Below are 20,694 nucleotides of genomic sequence, written 5' to 3'. Positions count from 1 at the left end.
GTGAAACGTGTGCCATGGGAACCTACTCGTTGCTCACGAGTCTTTCGAGAGTGGCGAATCGATTTCTGGCAAACGATGCCCCATCTTCGCTCGCTTGGTTTCCAGATACCTTTGGTTGTGCTGGTTCACCTGAGAAACAATTGGCACTTGATCAACAACTCGCAAATCGAATCCGCGCAAATTGAACGCTTCTGTCTTTTTGGGATTGTTCGTCAACAAACGAATCTCGCTTAGCCCAAGATCTTTCAAAATTTGCAGGCCAATGCCATAGTCGCGCATGTCAGCTTTGAAGCCGAGAGCATGATTCGCTTCGACGGTATCGAGCCCTTGATCTTGCAGAGCGTAGGCCCTGATTTTTTGAGCCAATCCGATACCACGGCCTTCCTGGGGCAAGTAAACCAATGCCCCACGCCCCTCTTTAGCGATCATATCTAACGCCATGTGCAATTGATCGCCACAATCGCATCGCAGCGATGCGACCAGGTCACCGGTGAAGCAACTGCTATGCATCCGAACAAGCGGTGCAGGCCCATCCGCGGTCAGGTCACCAAAGACGAGTGCGACTGGTTCCTGAGCCTCATACTGAACGTCATACACGATGATCGTGTAGTCGCCATAGTTCGTTGGCAGCGGCGCCTCGGCTGATCGGCTGACAAGTTTCTCGCTGACCCGTCGATGGGCGATCAATTGTTCGATACTGATGATCTTTAGGTCGTGCTTGACCGCGATGTTCCCAAGGTCTTCGCGAGTGGCCCGGTCACCTGAATCCGACAAAACCTCGCACAGGGCGGCTGCGGGATGCAACCCAGCCATGCGAGCCAGATCCACGGCCGCTTCGGTGTGCCCGGCTCGACGCAGGACGCCGCCTTGCTTGGCCAACAACGGATACACATGCCCCGGGCGAACAAAATCATCGACGGTACATTCCGACGAAGCCATTCGTTGGATCGTCTCGCTGCGTTCTTTCGCCGTAATGCCTGTCTTGGCCGTCCGGATATCAATGGGTGTCAAAAACGCGGTTTTCAATGGGGCATCGTTCTGCACCACGACAGGATTGAGTTCCAATCGCTTGGCGACTTCGGGCAGAATCGAAACACAAAGCTGTCCGCGTCCCGAGAGCATAAAATTAACGACTTCGGGCGTCGCTTTTTCAGCAGCGCAAATGTAGTCGCCTTCGTTTTCACGGTCTTCCGCGTCCACCACGATGACGACTTCGCCGCGACGGATCGCTTCCACCGCTTCGTCAACGGAGTTCAATTCGACGGTCATGGCGGGGGTTTGTCTTTAAAATGAGTAGGAAAGCGGTTTGATCGACCTCGCTGTACTATAAACGAGCGGATTCATTATACGTAGGCGTCACCGCTCGCTAGGTTCGCTGTCTTTTGACTCTTTCCCGGAAATCGCTTGATTCTTGGAATGAACACACCTTTCCCTCCAATTGCAACTAAACGATATGCATCGCTGGATTCTTGTTAGTTTGGCTGCCACTTTGTCGCTTCACGCATGGGCGACTGAGCCCGTTACGGCTGATCCGGTTGAGCCCAAACCAAGGGCGGCTGAATCAGTCGCCGCCGGAGCTTCCGCCAATGAACCGGCTACCGATCTGGATAATGGACCGGTTAATGGACCAGTTGTCGTTCATCCCAACGTGGCATACGTCGGCGATGACACCGGGGATTCAAAAGCAAACCTTTGCGACATCTATCTTCCCCCGGGACCGGCTCCCAAAGATGGATTTCCCGTTGTGGTAGTGGTTCACGGCGGGGGCTGGATCAGTGGTGACAAATGGACACTCGAAGGCTACTCGCGTCTGCTTGCCCGAAACGGAATCGCGTCGATCACGATCAACTACCGGTTAGCGCCCACCTACCCGTTCCCTGCTCAGGTGGACGATGTTCGCTCCGCATTGATTTGGGTGCGATCGCACAAGGATGAATACCACTTGGACCTCTCACGCCTAGGCTTATTCGGATACTCAGCAGGCGGACACCTATCGTTGTTGGTCGCATCCCTGGCCGACGAACCATCTCAGACACAACTCAGCGCTAGCGAGTGGGCACCATCGGATGCACGTTGGGGACAATTGCCCGAGATCGCGTGCGTTTGCGTAGGCGGTCCGCCCTGTGACTTTCGTTCTTTACCGCTCGACAACACAGCGATGGCATACTTCCTTGGCGGATCCAAGCGAGAAAAGCCAGTCGCCTATGTTGCCGCTTCACCCATTGCACACGTCTCGTCGAATGACCCACCGACGTACATCATTCATGGCGACAAAGACTTGATCGTGCCAATCGAAGGCGCCAGGAAGTTCCATCAATCGCAAATTCAGGCGGACATCGAATCCCATTTGGAAGTGATGCCCGGTCAAGGCCATATGATCACGTTCATCAATCCAAAGACGAGCCAACGCGTGGTTGAGTTCTTCCGCAAACGATGGCTTGCCGCCGAATAAGCGGCAAGCCATGAAAGTTCGTCTTCCCTCGATCGCGAATCTTTAACGATCCAGTTTTGAACTCTGAGTACGAACGTCGCTTTGCAGCGACACCTTCCCCAAGGAAGGAACGTCTGAAATCGCAAAGCAGGCGATCAGTGAGTTCCGGGTCGGTTCGAAATCATTGTCCCAACAAACCCACAAAGTTCGCCGACCGTCTTCCAGAGGTTCACCCCAACACATTCCTTCGGGTTTCTCATCGCGAATCGAGAAACGCGGGTCAAGAAAGTCCAAGAACAACGTCTTCGTGATCGCTTGACGTTCGCAAGCTTTAGTCGTGATCAAATCATCGGTATCGCTGACATCCGCAGCCTCACCCACGTCGGCAAGATAGACACGCTTGATCTTTGCGTCGTCGCCATGTCCACCATCGCGTTCAATAACCAAGAAACGTTCTTCATCGACGGCCAAAATTTCGCTCAAACCAACGTTTGAACTATCAAGGCGATAAATCCATTGCTCAGTCGGTTTGCCCGTTTGGTCGTAAGCAGCAAAGCGACAATCTTGGCCGGTCAACCAACCATTGACGACTTCGGCGTCTTGAATCAACGGCCCCTGAAGAGCCGCGACGATTCGATTGCCTGAGGGAGTGATGGCAACACCTTCCCAGGCTCGGTTGGGAAACGCGCCGTGGGTGGCTTCGCCGGGTTTGTCCGACAGCAAACGAAAGGTGTCAGCGGTAACGAACTCTCGACGGACTAACCCATCACGACCAACGACCGCTAGACGAGGTCCGTATTCTTCACAAATCAAAAAGTCACCGTTGGCCAGGATACGAAGACCTTCGGGATCCATCGCAGTGCAGGCATGTTTTACAAGATCGCTTGCGTGAGCGGTCAATGAACCAACGATTGGACATCCGTCCGCACCCGCAATGGTTTGAGTCGATATGGTTCGAAACTGAATCTGGCGAGTTTTCTCATCGCACTCTAGTTCCACTTCGTGGTAACGACATTGGTAGTCCACTAGTCCATCACCGGCTCCTCGATCGGCCAGCAAGAAAAAGCGATTCCCTTGACCGGACCACTCCATTCCAGACCAACCACCCATGCGGTTGGCAGGACTGCCGTCAACGAGGGCAGCCGTTTCGCCAGTGGCATCTACTGCGGTACCCGATATCGTCGCGGTACCGATCAGTTCGATGTTGGGCGAGGCAGCGGATGCATCGTTTTCGCAGAGGGTTACTGCCAAAAGGCCAATGAACGATACAAATCCAAACTTCGCTGCAGAATTCCAAACCATGTTCGACGCCCATATTGAATGAAAAGAATCAACTTCCTGGGCAACAGAATATCGAGCTTGGATCACCTTCGATGATGAAGATTGCATTAATCTCAATGCGATTTTTGGTGTGGAGTATCGTCACTTTGACCGTCTAAGAATCCAATAGGCCGACTTGGCCATTGTCCGAACGGCCGTCGGGAACTCATTAGATTTCGACATGCTGGTCCCTGGTGCCGCCGATGTCTCCTATCGGTCGGCTAGACTGCGACCATGCAATCTTCTCAACATGTTCGAGACCTAACCTGGGCCATCAATAGTCGGTCACTGATCAACACTGACTCAAGCGTTGTTGAAAATCGGATACCGAGCATCGACCCGGATACCGTCGACCCGTACACCGTCGACGCGGGACACCTGTCGGCCTTTTTAGCGGACAAGCCGATGCGACGCGTCGGGCGATACTTCGAGCTGTTGATTTTGTATTGGCTTCAACACATCCGCTGTGTTGATGTGGTTGAAGAGTCGTTGCAAGTGCGCGAGGGGAATCGCACGCTTGGTGAGATTGATTTTCTATTCCGAGATGAAGAAGGGTGTCTGACTCATTGGGAAGTCGCCATCAAATACTATCTCTACCATGCGGATGATCTTGGCATGGGCTGCCATTACATCGGCCCTAATGCTGCCGATACTTTCGACCGCAAGATGAAACGCTTGTTTGAACATCAGTTGCCGCGCAGCGAGGTATACTTCCCGGAAGTTCAGCGGCGAGAAGCCTTCGTGAAAGGGAGAATTTTCTATCAGCCTGCCCAACCGCGTCCCCTAGCGATCCCGCAATTGTTGTCGCCGGACCATCATCAGGGTGCCTGGGTTTATTTATCGCAGCTCAGTACGCTTCCACCACTCAAAGACGAGCGTTTTAAAGTTCTCCGCAAGCCGTATTGGCTTTCTGATGAAACTGCTGCGATTAAAACCGTAGTGGATGGCGATGATCGCCTGCTTTGCCGAGACGGATTGCGAACTGTGGTTGCGGAACAGTATGCCAGTCACGTTCGTCCCGTTCTGATCAGCCAGCTTCAACCAGACGGGCAACACTTTGTGGAATCAACTCGCATTTTCGTCATGCCCGATCGGCAATAGTACCTTTCGGGGAAACGATCGTTGCTTGCGATGCCCATCACATTTGCATTTCGCAAATCTTCAAGGCGTCGGCAGCCATTTTCGGATCGAGAATCGGAGACATGTTCTTGCTATGAAAGCATGTGGCTACCAAGTCGACTTCTCGAAGGAAAGCGGCGATCGGATCCCCGTCCCCTAAGTCGGGACGATCCAACGTACCATCGTTGTGCAACACCGTGACTGGGATATGAGCCGTGCTGCCGTCGGCGTAGGCGGCAAACTCAAATTGAATGGTGGCCTTCTCAAACGTGACTTCGTAACCGTGGGTAAACGGACGAGCCGGAGAATCCATCACGCCACCACCGCAACTGACCACTCGATCGGATTCCTCGAACGCAAACACCGTCTCATAGTATTTGGGAACGCCGTCCTTACGTGTGCAAACGCAGTGAGCAGCCGTCGGCATGCCAAAGAGCACTCGTATCAAATGAGCGTCGTGAACGTGTAGGTCCACGAGCGGACCACCCACAGTCTTGGGGTCATAGAAATCCGGAATCCAGTCGGGCGGCGAGATCGTTCGCTTGAACCGACCGGCAATTGGCTTTCCGTAGCGGCCGTCCTGCGCGGCCTGATAGACCAACGCGAACTCGTTCATCAGCGGTAGAACGTGAGCAACCATCAATTGCCCTGGCTTAGCTTCGTTGGCCAGCGCGTGTGCAGTGTCGTAATTGAGTGCCAAAGGCTTCTCGCAAAACACCGTTTTGCCAGCGGCGTAGCAAGCACGGATAACATCGGCGTGTAGCGACGGAGGCAAGCAGACGTCGATCACGTCAATCGAATCGTCCTTTAGCATTTCATCGATCGAAGCAAACACATTCATCTTTGAAACGTCGATCTGCTCGCCGGGAGGACCAAAATTGCCCTGAATTCCACGCCAATCGCCACTTCGTTTCTTATCGTCACGGCTACAAAACGCCACCAGCTCGGCTTGACTGCTTTGCTGATAGGCCAAGTAATGGATCCAGCTCATGAATCCCACGCCAACGATTCCAACACGCATACTATTAATCTGCTTCGAAAGAGAACTAATTCAGTCAAATTCATTCTGGGGATATGATGGCCGATCAGATCCAGGTAAGAAAGCACCCGGCGGGATTGCCTCTATCGTCTCTTCTCCGACAGAACCAATGGATTTAGCTCATGTCAGTCAGACTGATTCACAACTCAATCGTGACCGCCACTTTTCTGGGGGCGGTCGCCGTTAGCTTGTCTTTAGCAAGCATGCACACCCAGGTTCGCGCCGAAACATGGCCAAGTTGGCGAGGGGAAAACGGCGACAACCATGCGTCGTCCGAAACCGATGCACCGATTCGGTGGAACATCGATACCGGCGAAAATGTCCTCTGGCAGACAAAGATACCCGGCCGTGGGCACTCCTCGCCCATCGTCGTGGCGGAGTCCATTTTCTTGACGACAGCGGATGCAAACGAAAAGACGCAGTCCCTTGTGAAAATTAATCGCAAGTCCGGACGATTGATGAACTCATGGGTTTTGCACCGAGGAACTCTGCCGGCCCAAATTCATTCCAACAATTCGTATGCCTCGCCAACTCCGGCATTCGATGGTGAAGATTTGTTTGTGGTTTTTCACACTGACGATGCAATCATGCTTTCGAAGGTGACCATCGAGGGCCGAGTGGTTTGGCAAAAACGCGTATCCCGCTTTGAACCGTCGCGTTTTCAATTTGGTTATGGCGCTAGTCCATTGATTCATGATGACCTTGTGATCGTGGCAGCCGAATACGATGGCCCCGATAGCGGACTCTACGCGTTAGACCGTAACTCGGGCGTCGAACGTTGGAAGGTACCTCGTCCAAGCAATTTGAATTTTGCTTCACCTATTGCGGCAACCATTGCTGGGACGCGTCAGGTTCTGTTGGCCGGAGCCGAGATGATCACATCTTACGATCCGGTGACGGGACGCAAATTGTGGTCTGTCGACGAAAGCACTGAAGCCATTTGCGGCACTGCCGTCTGGGATGGCCGACGAGTGATGATTAGCGGTGGGAACCCCGCTTCGGGAACTTGGTGCGTCAGCGGCGACGGAACGGAGAAACAGCTATGGAACAATGGTGTGAAGTGCTACGAGCAGTCGCTTTTGACGATCGATAACTTCGTGTTTGCTGTTGCCGACAGCGGTGTGGCGTATTGCTGGCGAACGAGCGATGGCAAAGAAATGTGGAAGAAGCGTTTATTTGGTGGCGGAATCAGCTCTTCGCCGCTGTTGGTGCAAGACCGTTTCTATTTCGCTTCAGAGGCTGGGGAGATGTTCATCATCAAGGCTATCCCTGATCGTTTTGAACTCTTGGCCACCCACCAAGTTGGCGATTCCATGTTTGCCAGTCCCGTGGCGGTCGACAACCAGCTTTATCTGCGATTTGCAAAGGGAAGCGGCGGACAACGACAAGAATATCTGGCTGCGATTGGCGTCCTAACAGCAAATGGGTCTGCCGATTAAACTGCGACCCCAGATACCGTCCTGCAAATTTGCTTGGATTGTCCTCACCGTTTTCTTCCGTCGCATCCCAAGTCGTTTCCCATGACATTATTCAACCGACTCGGTCTTTACCTCGTCCTGCTTTGTTTCTGCTTTGATACGTCTTGGTCTCAAGATGTGGCCAGCGCACCGAAGGCCGGTGGTGAAATCGGTGTGCCCAGCAAAACCGAGAATGAAAACTCGGACACCAAGCCTCTCGACGCGACAGAATCCGAAAGTGAAACGACCGAGCCGAAACCTGATCGCTTCAACACAGGGGATCTGATGCGGGACATGCAGTCGCAGTCCATGCGTGACCAAAAAGCGGTCTATGGACACTGGGGAAATCAAAGCGGCAAATTCAGCAATTGGACCAATCACAGCAACCGCTTGATTCCCGTCTATACCTTCGGCATCACGCTAGATTCGTGGCGAGACCAGGGCAGTCCGTACGCTGACGCCGATCGGCTTAAGCAACTTTATGGGTTGGTACCCGAACACACGCTTAATCCCTCGGCAATGTACTTTGATCAAACCGATATCTATCGGCTGCAAAAGACAGCGTTGGACGCGGGATACACCAACATTATTTTGATGGTGTTTGATGGGATGGATTGGCAAACGACCCAGGCAGCGTCAATCTACAAGCAAGGTAGGGTTGCCTACCAAAGCGGACGAGGAACCGGTTTGGCCATCCAGGATGAGCGGCAAACGATTACCGACTTCGGCCTCGTTGTTACCAGTCCGTTGTTGACGGGCGCCAAATTCGATGTCAATTCGCAAACCGTCTTAAGCGGCAAACAACCTTCCACCGGTGGTTTCAACCGTACGCGAGGGGGTGACGCTCCCTGGCACGAACAGAAAGGTCGCGACTATTTGATGGGCCTTGATCGCGAAGAACCGCACGGCGTCACCGATTCGGCATCCTCGGCAACGAGTTTAACTACCGGTGTAAAGACCTTTAATGGTTCTATCAATGTTGCCGCCGATGGAACCTTCTTGACCCCGATTGCGAGAGAGCTTCAAGCCGCCACCGAGATGAAGGTCGGTGTTGTCACGAGCGTACCCGTTAGTCACGCGACTCCCGGCGCCGCCTACGCCAACAACGTTTCGCGAAAGGACTATCAAGACATCGCACGTGATATGATCGGCTTGCCTTCGTCGTCCCATCGCGAAGATCCGCTTCCCGGTCTTGATGTGTTAATTGGCACTGGTCACGGTGTAGGTACGAAATCTGACTCGAACCAAGGCGACAATTTTGCCACGGGCAACAAGTACCTTCACGAACGCGATGTCGATAAGGTCAACATCGAAAACGGTGGAAAGTACGTGGTCGCCAAACGCACCTCGGGCACGTCGGGAAGAAAAGTGTTGATGAAGGCCGCCGAACAGGCCGCCGACAATGATCAACGGTTGCTTGGGTTCTTCGGGTTGGAACACTTGCCTTTCCAAACCGCAGATGGCGACTACAAACCAACGTTTGATGTTGCGGGAACCGAAAAATACAGCGATGCAGACCTTCATGAAAATCCGACGCTTGCCGAGATGACGGCGGCCGCGTTGACGGTTCTCGAACGCAGCATCGATGGGTTCTGGTTGATGATTGAATGCGGGGACGTGGACTGGGCCAATCACGCCAACAATCTTGACAACTCGATCGGCGCAGTACTCAGCGGCGATGAAGCTTTCCAAGTTGTGACAAAGTGGGTCGACGACAACAGGGCTTGGGACGTCACCGCCGTGATTGTCACCGCCGACCACGGGCATTATTTGGTCATTGACGACCCCCAGAAAATCGCTGAAGCGGGATCCAAAGCAAAGGCAAAGACAAAGGCGCAAAGTCAGAAGCCTTAGAGTTATCCATTCTCGGTAGGCAGATTCATCCAGACGTGCTAACCTGCGGATGTGGTCAAACACCGGCGCTTGAGTGAGCTGGTTCAACAACTGAACCTTCGTTTCTCAATCGCCGGCGTCTGACGAAGTAGTTTTCCATCGTTGGATCTCTGGCACGCATCTTTTCGTTGCGAGTTGGGAAGTATTCAACGACGTTCTCGCCAGGACGCAATCTTTCGAGATTGCGCGGTCACACCGTGAAAGATCTCCCCACTGATCGCGACGCTGAATCAAATCTTGGTTCAGATGCGTCGCCCGATTATCAAGTCTTCGCCGCTGACTTGTTTCCTTCAAATCCCAACGTTGACACGTCAACCGATCCCAACGTTGATACGTCAACGGCCGATTCTTCGGTGTCAAAAGAAGACGTCATTCGATTGGTTGATGCCAAAGATGGCGCCGATGGCTCGGACCAAGAATCGAAGCTGTTAAGGTGCCAGGAAATCATCGAGTATCAGTTCAAAGACGTCTCGTACCTACTTTCGGCGCTAACCCACGCTTCGGGTGCTACTCACCGACTGGCAAGCAACGAACGACTAGAATTCCTAGGTGATTCGGTACTGGGATTAACCGTTTGCCAATGGCTTTACGAGGATTACCCCGAGTACAACGAAGGCGATTTGACGAAAATCAAGTCCGCGGTGGTCAGTCGTCGCGCTTGCGGCAAGGTGGCCTGCCAATTGGGCCTAGATGAATGCCTTATCGTCGGCCGCGGTGTGACCAGAAACCGAAGCTATCCTCGTTCTCTGGTAAGCGACGTCTTCGAGTCGGTTGTTGCCGCCATCTATCTAGACGGGGGAATCGTCGTCGTTCGCGATCGACTCAAGAAATGGCTCGCCGGCGAGGTCAAGCGAGCCGTCGAAGGCCAAGGCGCCAACAACTACAAATCATCGCTGCAACAGTACGCGCAACGTGAACTTTCCAGCACCCCGGTGTATCGACTGGTTCGAGAATCCGGACCCGATCATCGCAAGTCGTTCTTGATTGCCGCTGTGATCGCGGACCGGCAATTCACTGCCGCCTGGGGCAGCAACAAGAAAGACGCCGAGCAAAATGCTGCTAGCAATGCGATGGCAGAACTTAACGGCCTGCCGTTGCCCTACCCCGAAAGCACCTAGGCGCTTGGGTTGAATCGTTGGCGTCCACACTCGAGCTCGAAAGTTCGAGCTTAGTAGGTGGTTCCCGGCATTTGGAAATTGTCGGGCAACGTGAACCCGGTCGAGGCCGGTTCCTCGGTGGATGCTGGCTGAACTTTTGATTCAGTAGCGGCCGGAAGCGAAGCCGTCGTCGCGGCTGGATCCGAAGCAGCAGGCTGTTGGCCAACCGCTTGATTCCAAGTGTTCCACTTTGGAACTGGCGTAGTCGTCGATGGAGTCGCCGAGGCAATCGGTAGATTAGAGTTTGTTGCCGGCGGCGGCGTGATTGCCGAGATCGCTGTGTTCGCGGGAACCGTAGTCGAAGCCGGAGCCTTTGCCACGGTTGATGCAGGGGTCGTCGAAACCGATTGACTTGTCTGCTGAACCGGAGAACTGTAACTAGGCATGCTCGGATAGGTGATGTTCCCAGGTGCCGATGACGCAGCCACAGTTGTGCCACTAGCAGCAGGCTGGGCACTTGGTGCCACAGGCGATGCCGGTGGTGTCACGGCGCCGCCGAACGTAGGCCGAGCCTGTGTTTGGGCGATGGAATTTGTGTTGTGCATCGAGTTGATCTGGGCGAGCATGTCACGTGATCGCTGAATCGCTCGACCCGTTGCGGTGTCGCCTTGAGCTTGAGGTTCAAACTTCATTGCTTCGCTCAGATGGGTCTGAGCTTGTGGCATTTGGCCAGCCTTGTAGTGCAGGTACGCCATGTTGAAGTGCGCGACCGCCGGTTTGTTGTTTTGCATCAAAACGGTCATCGCGGCATTGGCATCGCCAGCTTCAAACCGGACGCTTGCCAGGTTGTTGGCGTAGCGTGACGTGCCTGGAGCAATTTGCAACGCCTTTTCCAGCGAAGCGACTGCTGCGGCTTGGTTGCCTAGTTTGCTTAGCGTCAAACCTAAATCGTTGTGCAGCCCAGCGTCTTGCGGCTTTTCCGCGATCGCTCGCTGGAAGTAGGTAACCGCTTGATCAAGATTTCCTTGACGAAACTGCAAGCGAGCCATGCTGGTCAAAGCAGGCGAGTGTTTCGGGTCTTGCTCGAGTGCCTTGGTGTAGCTTTCCATAGCTTTACTGGCATCGCCGGTGGACTCCCAAAGTTGGCCGTTTGCGACAAACACTTCGGGATCAATCTTGTCCGGCTTGTTATCGAGCCGCAGCGGATCGGTCTTATCGACCTGGTCCGTCGAATCTGCACTGTCGCGACGGAACACGCTCGCAACGGCGTTCGTGGATTTGCCAAACATGCTTTTGGCCGATGAACCTACCGAAGTGCTGACCGACTTGACTGTCGCGCCGGCGCTCTTTCCGCTAGCAGCGATCGATTCGGTGATGCCAGGGTTAGCTCCGGTCTCAGACGTGATGCCTTCGGGAGCGTTGCGGCTGAAGGGATTCAGCGAAGCAACGGAGAATCCTTTGCTCGCACAACCTGTCAGACCAAAGGTCGATCCGGTGATCAGAACAGTAAGAATCGCTCGACGGACTTGTTTCGCGGGTTTCACGATATTTTCTCCCCAGCGCGGGCTCTCACATGAAAGAGAACTTTTGCGGTTCGTATTGATTGAAGGTATGGTTTCAATCTGAGGAATCGTCAGGATTGACCGGTTGACTTAAGCAGTTCTACTGAACTTCAGCAAATCCCAAAAAAAAAGACCAGCGACACCAATGTGCCGCTGGTCTTTAACATTGCGTTGGCTGCGACGAATCTATTCGCCGATGGCGCTGGCGGCACCCTTTTCGCCGCTGATGCTTGTCTGAGGCAATTCAGGCTTAGGCATGCTGTTGAGCCATTCGCGGCCAATCTTGCCAGCCCATGCACCCGAAGCGGTTGGCGGTTCGGTGCCAGTGACCATGACGTTGGGAACCGGTCCAGGAATATTGAGTGACACGAGCGATTGGCGTACCGCAGCGACTCGAGCATCGGTTTCCGACGGAGTGTTGCCCCGTACGACATAAATGGCCCGTCGCGATTCGGGTGCTGTCTGAGCGATCATGCGAACGCGTTGGTTTCCCGATGCAAGCAGAGCCCCATCACCTTCGCGGAACAGCTCGTGTCCGATGGTGTTGTGTAGTTTCCAACCATTCTGTTTCATGGTTTCGAATGGTGTTATGACCTCCATCGCGTCGACTTCATTGAATGGATCAGGCCACGCATTGTTGCGGTGGTAGCCGACATTGACGTTGTGCCAAAAGTCTTTCCAGTCTGCTGTCGCCGAAGTCGCCGTCAATCCGACCGCCAACGTACCCAGAACCACTCGTTTGGTGGCTGATGTACGGATGCAATCATAGAATTTTTGGATGGTAGATTTCATAGTCGGCAGTTCCTTCCGCCATGGATGGATAGGGATTCCTTTGGACGGAAAAGAAGCCCGTCAGTTTGTCTTTCGACCTTTTCCTAGGCTCATTTCCAGACGATGGGTCATGGCCAGCTCATTCGTCAGGATCGTCAAAGTCAACTTCGAGCTCCTGCCCCAGCAGTTCCACCAAATCTCCAATCGATAACTGCTTCCGTCGCCGCGTTTCCACCTCACCATTCACCCGGACTTCGCCGGCCTGGATGAGTTGCTTCGCTTCGCCCCCCGTCTCTACTAGACCAGAGATTTTAAGGAAGTCAGCCAGTCGGATCACATTCGTTTTCGCTTCATCATTATCCATCGGTGAGTTCGTTTCCAAGGTTGTTGTTTCTTAGCTGGCGTGCGATTGCCCACCCGATCCGCTACCATGCCCAGAGCTTTCATAAAAACTAAAGTTGCCCGTCAAACTAAAGTTGCCCGTCAAACTAAAGTTGCCCGTCAAACAAGGGTTGCCTCGAGATCAGGGCGGCTCGAAGACTAGCCGTCAGAATGAAATCCTATCATTCACTTTATTGATCACAATGTAGGTCTCGCACAAAGTAACGATGCAAAAACTTGACGCCCCCGCCGTAAAAGCCGCTAGCCCGATCGAGCGGAAGTCCAGCATCGACGTGTTTCGAGGCATGGTGATGTTCTTGATGTTGGCTGAACTTCTACATCTCGGGTCTTTGGCGAGGGCGTTTCCGGGGAACTGGTTCTTTGAGTGGGTGCATTTTCATACGACGCACGTGGAGTGGGAGGGCTGTTCGTTACATGACCTGATTCAGCCTGCGTTCACGTTCCTGGTGGGTGTCTCGATGCCATTTTCGATCGCCAGTCGGTTATCGAAAGGGCAATCCACTTCACGTTTGCTGCTGCATGCGGTTTGGCGGTCTTTGGTTTTGATTGGTTTGGGAATTGTCCTGCGTTCGCTCGGGCGAGACCAAACGTACTTTACCTTCGAAGATACGCTGACTCAGATTGGTCTAGGTTACTTCTTCGTTGTCTTGATCGCGCTATCGCCACGTTGGGTTCACTACGCCTCGGCATTTACCATCTTGGTGTTGTTTTGGGCTGCATTCGCGATCGCGCCTCCGCCACCGTTCGACTTCGACTACGTGGCCGTTGGTGTCGCCCCAGATTGGCCTCATCACCACGAAGGATTTGCTTCGAGATGGAATATCAACAGCAACCTTTCGTGGCGGGTCGACCAGTGGTGGATGAATTTATTTCCTCGCGAAGAACCGTTCGTTTACAACTCTGGCGGCTACAGCACGCTGTCGTTTGTGCCCACGATGGTCACCATGATATTCGGCTTGATCGCTGGTACTTGGATGAAAGAACCTTTGACTCTACAAGCGAGGTCTAATCGCTTTCTATCGGCGACTTTCATTGGCATTGGTGTTGGATTGCTGCTCGCGTGGCTCGACATCGTCCCTTTGGTTAAGAAGATATGGACGCCCTCGTTCACGCTCTATAGTGGCGGTTGGTGCATGCTTTGGCTCTATGTGCTGCACCTCGTTTGCGATGTCAAAGCTTGGACTAGGTGGGCGTTCCCGTTCATGGTCATCGGAGCGAACTCGATCTTGATCTACGTGATGAGTTGGACTGTGGCAGATCCAATCAGCGAAATGCTGGTGCGTCACCTAGGACGCGCCCCATTTGAATTGTTCGGCGAACGGACGGCACCGATCTTCATTGGTGCCGCAACACTGGGCATCATGTATTACGTTCTCCTTTGGCTTTACCGGAAACGTGTCTTTGTCAAAATTTGATCACCTTGCCAAATCGCTTGACGAACTCGGTCGTCTCGGTCGCGATCGGCGATTGGTTACTCGAATCCCGAATGGTCTACAGTTTCGGCAAGATGGTCACACGATCGTCAACTTTGGCAGCAACGATTACCTCGGCCTAGCTCAACGTCAACAACAACGTTCTGCGTATGTTGGAAGCGGGGCCAGTGCTCTGGTTTGCGGTTGGACAGACCACCACGAACGACTTGCCGATACGATTGCTAGGCTTGAGTCTACCGAAGCCGCGGTGGTGTTTCCGAGCGGGTTCGCAGCTTGTAGTGGAACCATGGCTACACTTCCGCAAGCGGGTGACTTGATCCTTAGCGACGAACTCAATCATGCCTCGATCATTGACGGGTGTCGACTCTCGCGTGCCGATTGCATCGTCTATCCGCATCGAGATACAAACACGTTGCAAAATATTTTGTCGACGCAACGATCAAAGTACGTCCATGTTTGGATGGTGACCGATAGCGTGTTCAGCATGGATGGGCATATCGCTCCGCTTCATGATCTTTGCGACATCGCCGAGCAATTTGATGCGAACGTTGTCGTTGATGAAGCTCACGCGACAGGTGTGCTCGGCGAACACGGCAGTGGTGCTTGCGAAGCTTTGGATGTGAAATCACGCGTGCCCGTTCGCATTGGAACACTCAGCAAGGCTATCGGTAGCCAAGGGGGTTTTGTCGCTGGACCTCGTGTTGTGATTGATTACTTAATCAATCGATGCCGAACGCTCATTTTCAGCACGTCGCTTTCCCCCGCAGCAACGATCGCGGCAATCGAATCGTTCGAACGTCTTCAATCGGAACCAGAACTGCGAAACCGAGTGACGGCTTTGGCGAAGGAAGTTCGCTTGCAATTAAGTTTGCCACCCGTCAGCGAACTCGAGGCTGCAATTCCGATCATTCCCTTGATGGTGGGTGCCGAGCGAAAAGCCACTGAACTATCCGGTGCTCTGTTAAAGCTTGGCTACTACGTGCCCGCGATTCGACCGCCTACCGTTCCCGACGGTACGTCACGACTACGCATTTCGGTGTCTGCTGGCCACAGCGACGAAATGGTAGATGGGCTAATTGAGGCGATCAACCAAGTGCGTTGATGACTTGGACTTTCATGCCCACTCACGCAACCATTTTTCCAAGATCAACAAGTTCCATAGTCGATAGCCGTGATTATGTTCGTTGGTCTCGTGTGAACGAACGAGTTCCGCAACAACTTCCCGACGGAAATAGGGTCCGATTCTTGCGTCACTAGCGAGCAAGGTATCGTGAACCATCTCTCTGAGTTCATTGCGGAACCAACCGGCGATCGGGATTCCAAAGCCCATCTTCTTACGAGTAAAAATGGATTGAGGGATCAGCGACCCGAACGTATCTTCAAGAATTAACTTGCCACGGTGACCACGAAACTTCAAGTTCACCGGCAATGATCCCGCAAATTCAACGATGCGGTAGTCGAGCATCGGCTGGCGAACCTCTAATCCATGAGCCATCGAAGCGATGTCAACTTTGGTGCATAGGTCACATGGCAAGTACGAGAACACGTCCGACATGCTCGCCCGCGTGACCACATCGCGACCTTCGCTACGACTCCATACGGAATCGAGAAAATCAAAGGGATCATCACCGGGTAAAGACTCGAGAAACTCATCCGTATAAAGCGATGCACGCATTGACTCAGGAAAAATCTGCAGCCAATTCATGTAGCGCCGCGATGCCGGTTCCCCTATCGCTTCGAGAAATCGCTTCGCCCTTCGAATCAGTGAACGTTGTTTGTTGGAATCGGGCAAACGTTGCACCAGTCCTATCCCTGGTATGGAGCGTACCGGGAACAATCGCTGCAAACGTTGACTCAACCACAGGGCACGGTAACGCTCGTAACCCGCAAATAGCTCGTCACCTCCATCGCCGGAAAGCGCTACGGTCACTTCTCGCCGCGTCAGTTCTGACAAGTACCAAGTCGGCACTGCGGACGAATCACCAAACGGTTCGTCGTAGTGCCAGATTAGCTTATCGATGATTGCAACGCCGTCCGGATTGACCTCGAACCGCTGGTGCTTGGTGCCTAGGTGCTGAGCAACTTCGGCTGCGTACTTTGTTTCGTCAAAGTCTGCGACGGGAAATCCGATGCTAAAGGTGCGTACTGGATCGGGCGAGTTCGCTTGAGCGATCGCGGTGATTAGCGATGAATCGATTCCACCGGAAAGGAATGACCCCAGTGGCACATCGCTTTGCATCCGTAGGCGAACAGAATCGGTCAGCAACTCACGCAATCGCTCGCAAGCGTCGGACTTCGAGATCGGTCGCTCGACGCTTGGATCAAAGTCCCAGTACCGCTCGACGGTGACTTTGCCGTTCTCGTAAATCGCGAAGTGGCCCGGCGGGAGCTTGCGAACACCTTTCCAAATCGTTCCCGGATGCGGGATGTATTGGTAGGTCAAGAATTCATCGATGGCGCCTGGGTCGATGTCGCTGCAAACACCATCGACCTTGGCCAAACATTTCAGTTCACTGCCAAAGACCAAACGATCTTCTGTTGCCGCATAGTAAAGCGGCTTTTGCCCAATGCGATCGCGGGCAAGGATCAACCGATTCCGGTTCGCGTCCCAAATCGCAATCGCGAACATGCCGTTGAGCTGAGCAAAGCAATCCGTGCCCAAGTCTTCATACAAATGGACAATCGACTCGCCGTCACCATGCGTTGCAAACGTGTGCCCGGTACCTTGCAATCGACGACGTAGTGTTTGGTAGTTGTAAATCTCGCCGTTAAAAACCACTCTCACGCGACCATCTTCGTTAGAAAGCGGCTGACGCGCGCCTTCCAAGTCAATGATACTAAGCCTTCGAAAGCCGAGCCCAACGCCAACGAGTCTGCCGTACGCGTCTCGATGTTCACTGTCCATCCAAAGTTGCGAGTCATCAGGACCTCGATGAGAGATCGAGTCCGTCATTTGCTGCAACAACGCTGGAGCAATACCCTGGGAGGGGTTTCGCCAAATCGCTCCCGTGATGCCACACATAAACCACGACTTTCAAAACTATTTCTAATTAGTACGTAATGTTCCGCTGCCAACCGCGACTAACGAACTGTCAGAGTATGACTGCGAACCATGGGCATTGAAACCATCCTCGAGAGAAAGAGAATCACGATGAAAGCTGTCTGCACTGTTCTAATTGCCTGCGTGACGATGTTTTTGGTGCCAACGGCCGTCGCCCAAGATGCTCGTCGGATTACGCCCGAGCAGATTGACCGACTTGTCAAACCGTACCTGGATGCCAAGCGTATCAATGCGATTTCAATCGGAGTTATCGATGGCGATGTTTCGTTGACTCATCACTTGGGAACTCTATCTCGTGACATTCCCAACCCGCCTACTGACCAAACCATCTATGAAATTGGTTCGATCAGTAAAGTGTTCACGTCGCTGCTGCTCGCTAGCGAAATCGAAGCTGGCAATCTGAAGCTGACATCGACCGTCGGCGAGTTGTTGCCGGATGTCAGCAAAGCAAACCCCGCGCTGAATTCAGTCCAATTGGTTCAACTTGCCACACACACTTCAGGCTTGCCACGTATGCCGGCCAATCTGGATCTCAGCAACGTCACCGATCCTTATGCAACCTATTCGCGAGAGAGTCTGCACACGTACCTATCCTCGATCGATCCTGCCGCCAAACCCGGCGAGAAAAGCGAGTACTCAAATCTAGCGGTTGGCTTACTTGGCGACGTTTTAGCAATGCGATCCGGTGACGACTACGATGTGTTGATTCGTCGTGTCATCGCGGAACCACTGGGCATGACGGACACTGGTGCGATGCTCGATCCTAGCTGTCTGAGTGATTCGCAGAAATCTCGCTTGGCACCGCCACATGACGCCAACCTCGATGCGAATTACAACTGGCACTTCGCTTCTTTGGCTGGCGCGGGCTCAGTCTTCAGCACAACGTCTGACATGCTTCGTTTTGCCGCCGCTAGTCTTGATCCACCGGACAATGATCTTGGTAAGGCAATGAGATTGAGCCAACAAAAACACGCCGCCCCTATCGGATCCGGTGTCGCGATGGGACTGGGGTGGCATTTCGCAAGAGACAAGCAAACTCTTTGGCATAACGGTCAAACCGGGGGCTACCACACGATGTTGATGGTGAACCCCAAACTCAATGCTGCAGTCGTAGTGCTTTGCAACACCGCGATGGGCGATGTGGACGCGTTGGCGGGACAGTTCATCCAAACAATCGCAGGAATGAACGTTGAACCAAAGTCATTCGACGAAGCGTTAACCGTTCCCGCCGAAACCGTTGCACGATTGGCGGGACAGTACGAAATAGCACCGGGTGCCGTGCTAACAGTTCGTGCTGATCAATCGCAACTATTTGCTCAATTGACAGGCCAGCCAGAAGTGCAGATTTTCGCCATCAGCGAAACGAAATGGAAGTATCGGGTCGTCGAAGCAACCATCGAATTTGAGCTTCCCGATTCTGGACCTGCTTCGTCACTGACCCTATTCCAGTCCGGCATGAAAGTTCCCGGAAAACGAAAGTGAAACCCTACCTTCAGTGCTGTTTGATCAGCACCACTTCGCTGCCGTTGCTTCGGAAAATGACATCATCCATAAAGCTTGTCATCAACATCAACCCGCGGCACTGCTCTAGTTCGAAGGACTCGGGGGTTCCCGGTGCGGGATTCATTCGTGTCGTCTGACCATGCCCAGAGTGGCTGATCGCGATTCGTGTGTCAGCGTTACCGATGGACACCATCAGCGTTACTTTCTCGCCACGGTAGTTAGCATCTTTCGCTCGCACGTGCAGTTCTTCGACCGCGTCGGCGTCATCAGCCAAGTAGCGTGAAACAAGATTCTCGGCATCGGCAATTTGTAGGTTCCCAAAACAAACTGCGTTAAACAGCCCGCTAGCTACCGCGGTTCCCACCCGTAGTCGTTGAGTGGGATCCAATAATCCTTGCGCAGCAAGGGATTGAACGATAGTTCGCACCTGAGGCCCAATGGCATCGGGATGCGAAGGCAGGATGACCGTGTACTCTTGATGATTAAGCGACTTGGATATCGAATCGATTGCGTCATCCGATCGGGCCATCAACCGTGTTTGCCGAACCACACGCAGCAACAACTTTGCCAACATACTTTTGGGTACAAAATCCGTAGCGCCTTTGGCTAGAGCATCAACGGCGAGTGATTCGCTACCGCGAGCAGTGACAACGACGGTGGGGATTGTGGGGTATTTTTCGGCAACCGTTGAGACCAATTCGCATCCGTTGATTTCCGGCATTTGCAAATCTGTGACGATGAGTTCCGGTGGTGATGTTCCTATCGCCTCGAGTGCACGACAACCGTCTTCAACATGAGTCACATCGTGCCCGCCATCGGTTAGGATTCGACTCATCAAAGCCGCGTGGGTAGGGCTGTCTTCGGCCAGTAAGATTTTTGCCATCGTCGTCTCATCCCAATCAAAGAATCCGAATCGCTCGGGAGTTTGCATCTCTCCAGCTTAATGCACTCGGAACGGTGAAAGGGACACTGTCGTCATTCGCTCGCGATCACTGGCACTGGCTACCACCCATTCGGTGCAGTACCAATGATCCTTTGAAACAACAAATGCTATGCGACTTGGCAAACAGCGCCTTCGCCGCCGATGACATAACCGACGCTCGATTGACGAACGCAGTCGGGCGGTGTGACCAGAATGTCTGGTTCGCTTGTCTTAGCGCGGCTATTTATCAAATGCTCAAGCACTTCGGATCGGACGGCGACAAAGTCAGAAAGAGGACGAGCCTCGTTGTCGCCGGAATGTTGCTGCTGCCATCGTCTTCGCAAATTGCGAAGCGTCTGCAGAGTTTGAAGAGCAGTTTGATTCGCGACCGATCTGTGTTCTTCGGAACACATTTCCGTTAACGCAGCAATTTCGGCTTCCAACTCGATCAAGAGCTGCTCACTCGATCGTTGGCTCAAATGGCCTTGATGAGCGTCCAAGTCACGATCCATGACCTCGCCCCGGACAATCTGGACGTCACCTGGTGCCTCGATGCCGAGGACAGCTCTGGACTTCTTCACTGCTGAAACTTGAATCACAATTCCCAGCGACGGGATTTCAATCGTTTCGCCTTCTTTTCGGGATAAAACCAACATCTGTGTCTCCTTCGGTGACATTCCATCG

At 53.3% G+C, this 20,694-nt stretch carries 17 protein-coding genes; 8 read left to right on the top strand and 9 right to left on the bottom strand.

The features are described from left to right. Positions 1-33: 33 nt before the first annotated feature. A complete protein-coding gene (gene ribA / locus Pla22_RS05630) occupies positions 34-1,269 on the bottom strand; it encodes a GTP cyclohydrolase II (protein ID WP_146513745.1) in 1,236 nt (411 codons plus the stop codon). 184 nt (positions 1,270-1,453) lie between these two features. Here ribA and Pla22_RS05625 point away from each other — a divergent pair, with 184 nt between their 5' ends. Further along, positions 1,454-2,452, top strand: coding sequence for an alpha/beta hydrolase (locus tag Pla22_RS05625; RefSeq protein WP_146513744.1), 999 nt, complete (start codon positions 1,454-1,456; stop codon positions 2,450-2,452). A gap of 42 nt (positions 2,453-2,494) precedes the next feature. Here the strand turns inward: Pla22_RS05625 and Pla22_RS05620 are convergent, their stop codons facing one another. Continuing rightward, complete coding sequence (locus Pla22_RS05620; protein ID WP_165440528.1) at positions 2,495-3,733, bottom strand: esterase-like activity of phytase family protein; 1,239 nt, start codon at positions 3,731-3,733, stop codon at positions 2,495-2,497. A gap of 252 nt (positions 3,734-3,985) precedes the next feature. Here Pla22_RS05620 and Pla22_RS05615 point away from each other — a divergent pair, with 252 nt between their 5' ends. Then, the gene (locus tag Pla22_RS05615) at positions 3,986-4,852 is read left to right on the top strand and encodes a DUF1853 family protein (RefSeq protein WP_146513742.1); all 867 of its coding nucleotides are present in this window, start codon (positions 3,986-3,988) and stop codon (positions 4,850-4,852) included. 37 nt (positions 4,853-4,889) lie between these two features. Here Pla22_RS05615 and Pla22_RS05610 read toward each other — a convergent pair whose 3' ends face one another. Next, entirely contained in the window at positions 4,890-5,891 is a 1,002-nt protein-coding gene (locus Pla22_RS05610; protein WP_146513741.1) for a Gfo/Idh/MocA family protein, read from the bottom strand. A 140-nt stretch (positions 5,892-6,031) separates the two neighbouring features. Here Pla22_RS05610 and Pla22_RS05605 point away from each other — a divergent pair, with 140 nt between their 5' ends. The 3 genes from Pla22_RS05605 to rnc all read left to right on the top strand — a co-directional run bounded on the left by Pla22_RS05605 (position 6,032) and on the right by rnc (position 10,377). Beyond that, positions 6,032-7,348, top strand: coding sequence for an outer membrane protein assembly factor BamB family protein (locus Pla22_RS05605; RefSeq protein WP_146513740.1), 1,317 nt, complete (start codon positions 6,032-6,034; stop codon positions 7,346-7,348). Between the two features lie 81 nt (positions 7,349-7,429). Further along, entirely contained in the window at positions 7,430-9,220 is a 1,791-nt protein-coding gene (locus tag Pla22_RS05600) for an alkaline phosphatase (RefSeq protein WP_146513739.1), read from the top strand. 392 nt (positions 9,221-9,612) lie between these two features. Beyond that, positions 9,613-10,377: a ribonuclease III gene (rnc, locus tag Pla22_RS05595; RefSeq protein ID WP_242632020.1), complete on the top strand. Its 765-nt coding sequence runs from the start codon at positions 9,613-9,615 to the stop codon at positions 10,375-10,377. A 50-nt stretch (positions 10,378-10,427) separates the two neighbouring features. On the opposite strand, the gene Pla22_RS05590 is transcribed toward rnc, so the two are convergent. From Pla22_RS05590 to Pla22_RS05580, 3 genes are all read right to left on the bottom strand, one after another. After that, on the bottom strand, positions 10,428-11,900 hold the full coding sequence (locus Pla22_RS05590) for a tetratricopeptide repeat protein (RefSeq protein WP_242631817.1): 1,473 nt from the start codon (positions 11,898-11,900) through the stop codon (positions 10,428-10,430). Between the two features lie 204 nt (positions 11,901-12,104). Beyond that, a complete protein-coding gene (locus Pla22_RS05585; protein WP_242631816.1) occupies positions 12,105-12,710 on the bottom strand; it encodes a hypothetical protein in 606 nt (201 codons plus the stop codon). Between the two features lie 118 nt (positions 12,711-12,828). Then, the gene (locus tag Pla22_RS05580) at positions 12,829-13,053 is read right to left on the bottom strand and encodes an RNA-binding S4 domain-containing protein (protein WP_146513738.1); all 225 of its coding nucleotides are present in this window, start codon (positions 13,051-13,053) and stop codon (positions 12,829-12,831) included. 244 nt (positions 13,054-13,297) lie between these two features. Here Pla22_RS05580 and Pla22_RS05575 point away from each other — a divergent pair, with 244 nt between their 5' ends. Together Pla22_RS05575 and Pla22_RS05570 are read left to right on the top strand one after the other, a co-directional pair. Next, complete coding sequence (locus Pla22_RS05575) at positions 13,298-14,506, top strand: acyltransferase family protein (RefSeq protein ID WP_207310301.1); 1,209 nt, start codon at positions 13,298-13,300, stop codon at positions 14,504-14,506. Continuing rightward, on the top strand, positions 14,493-15,626 hold the full coding sequence (locus Pla22_RS05570) for an aminotransferase class I/II-fold pyridoxal phosphate-dependent enzyme (protein ID WP_146515248.1): 1,134 nt from the start codon (positions 14,493-14,495) through the stop codon (positions 15,624-15,626). Before Pla22_RS05575 ends, Pla22_RS05570 begins: the two co-directional genes overlap by 14 nt. A 12-nt stretch (positions 15,627-15,638) precedes the next feature. Here Pla22_RS05570 and asnB read toward each other — a convergent pair whose 3' ends face one another. Next, positions 15,639-17,546 carry an asparagine synthase (glutamine-hydrolyzing) gene (gene asnB, locus Pla22_RS05565; protein WP_146513737.1) on the bottom strand — a complete coding sequence of 636 codons (1,908 nt, stop codon included), beginning with the start codon at positions 17,544-17,546 and terminating at the stop codon, positions 15,639-15,641. Between the two features lie 129 nt (positions 17,547-17,675). Here asnB and Pla22_RS05560 point away from each other — a divergent pair, with 129 nt between their 5' ends. Next, a complete protein-coding gene (locus Pla22_RS05560; RefSeq protein WP_165440527.1) occupies positions 17,676-19,067 on the top strand; it encodes a serine hydrolase in 1,392 nt (463 codons plus the stop codon). A gap of 10 nt (positions 19,068-19,077) precedes the next feature. Here the strand turns inward: Pla22_RS05560 and Pla22_RS05555 are convergent, their stop codons facing one another. After that, complete coding sequence (locus Pla22_RS05555) at positions 19,078-19,971, bottom strand: ATP-binding response regulator (RefSeq protein WP_165440526.1); 894 nt, start codon at positions 19,969-19,971, stop codon at positions 19,078-19,080. Between the two features lie 167 nt (positions 19,972-20,138). Beyond that, entirely contained in the window at positions 20,139-20,666 is a 528-nt protein-coding gene (locus Pla22_RS05550; RefSeq protein ID WP_165440525.1) for a carbon storage regulator, read from the bottom strand. Positions 20,667-20,694: the final 28 nt, after the last annotated feature.

Origin of the sequence: Rubripirellula amarantea (genome assembly GCF_007859865.1) — a bacterium.
Lineage (GTDB): Bacteria > Planctomycetota > Planctomycetia > Pirellulales > Pirellulaceae > Rubripirellula > Rubripirellula amarantea.
Note: the sequence above shows the minus strand (reverse complement) of the source record. Positions and strands in the feature narration are given on the sequence as shown.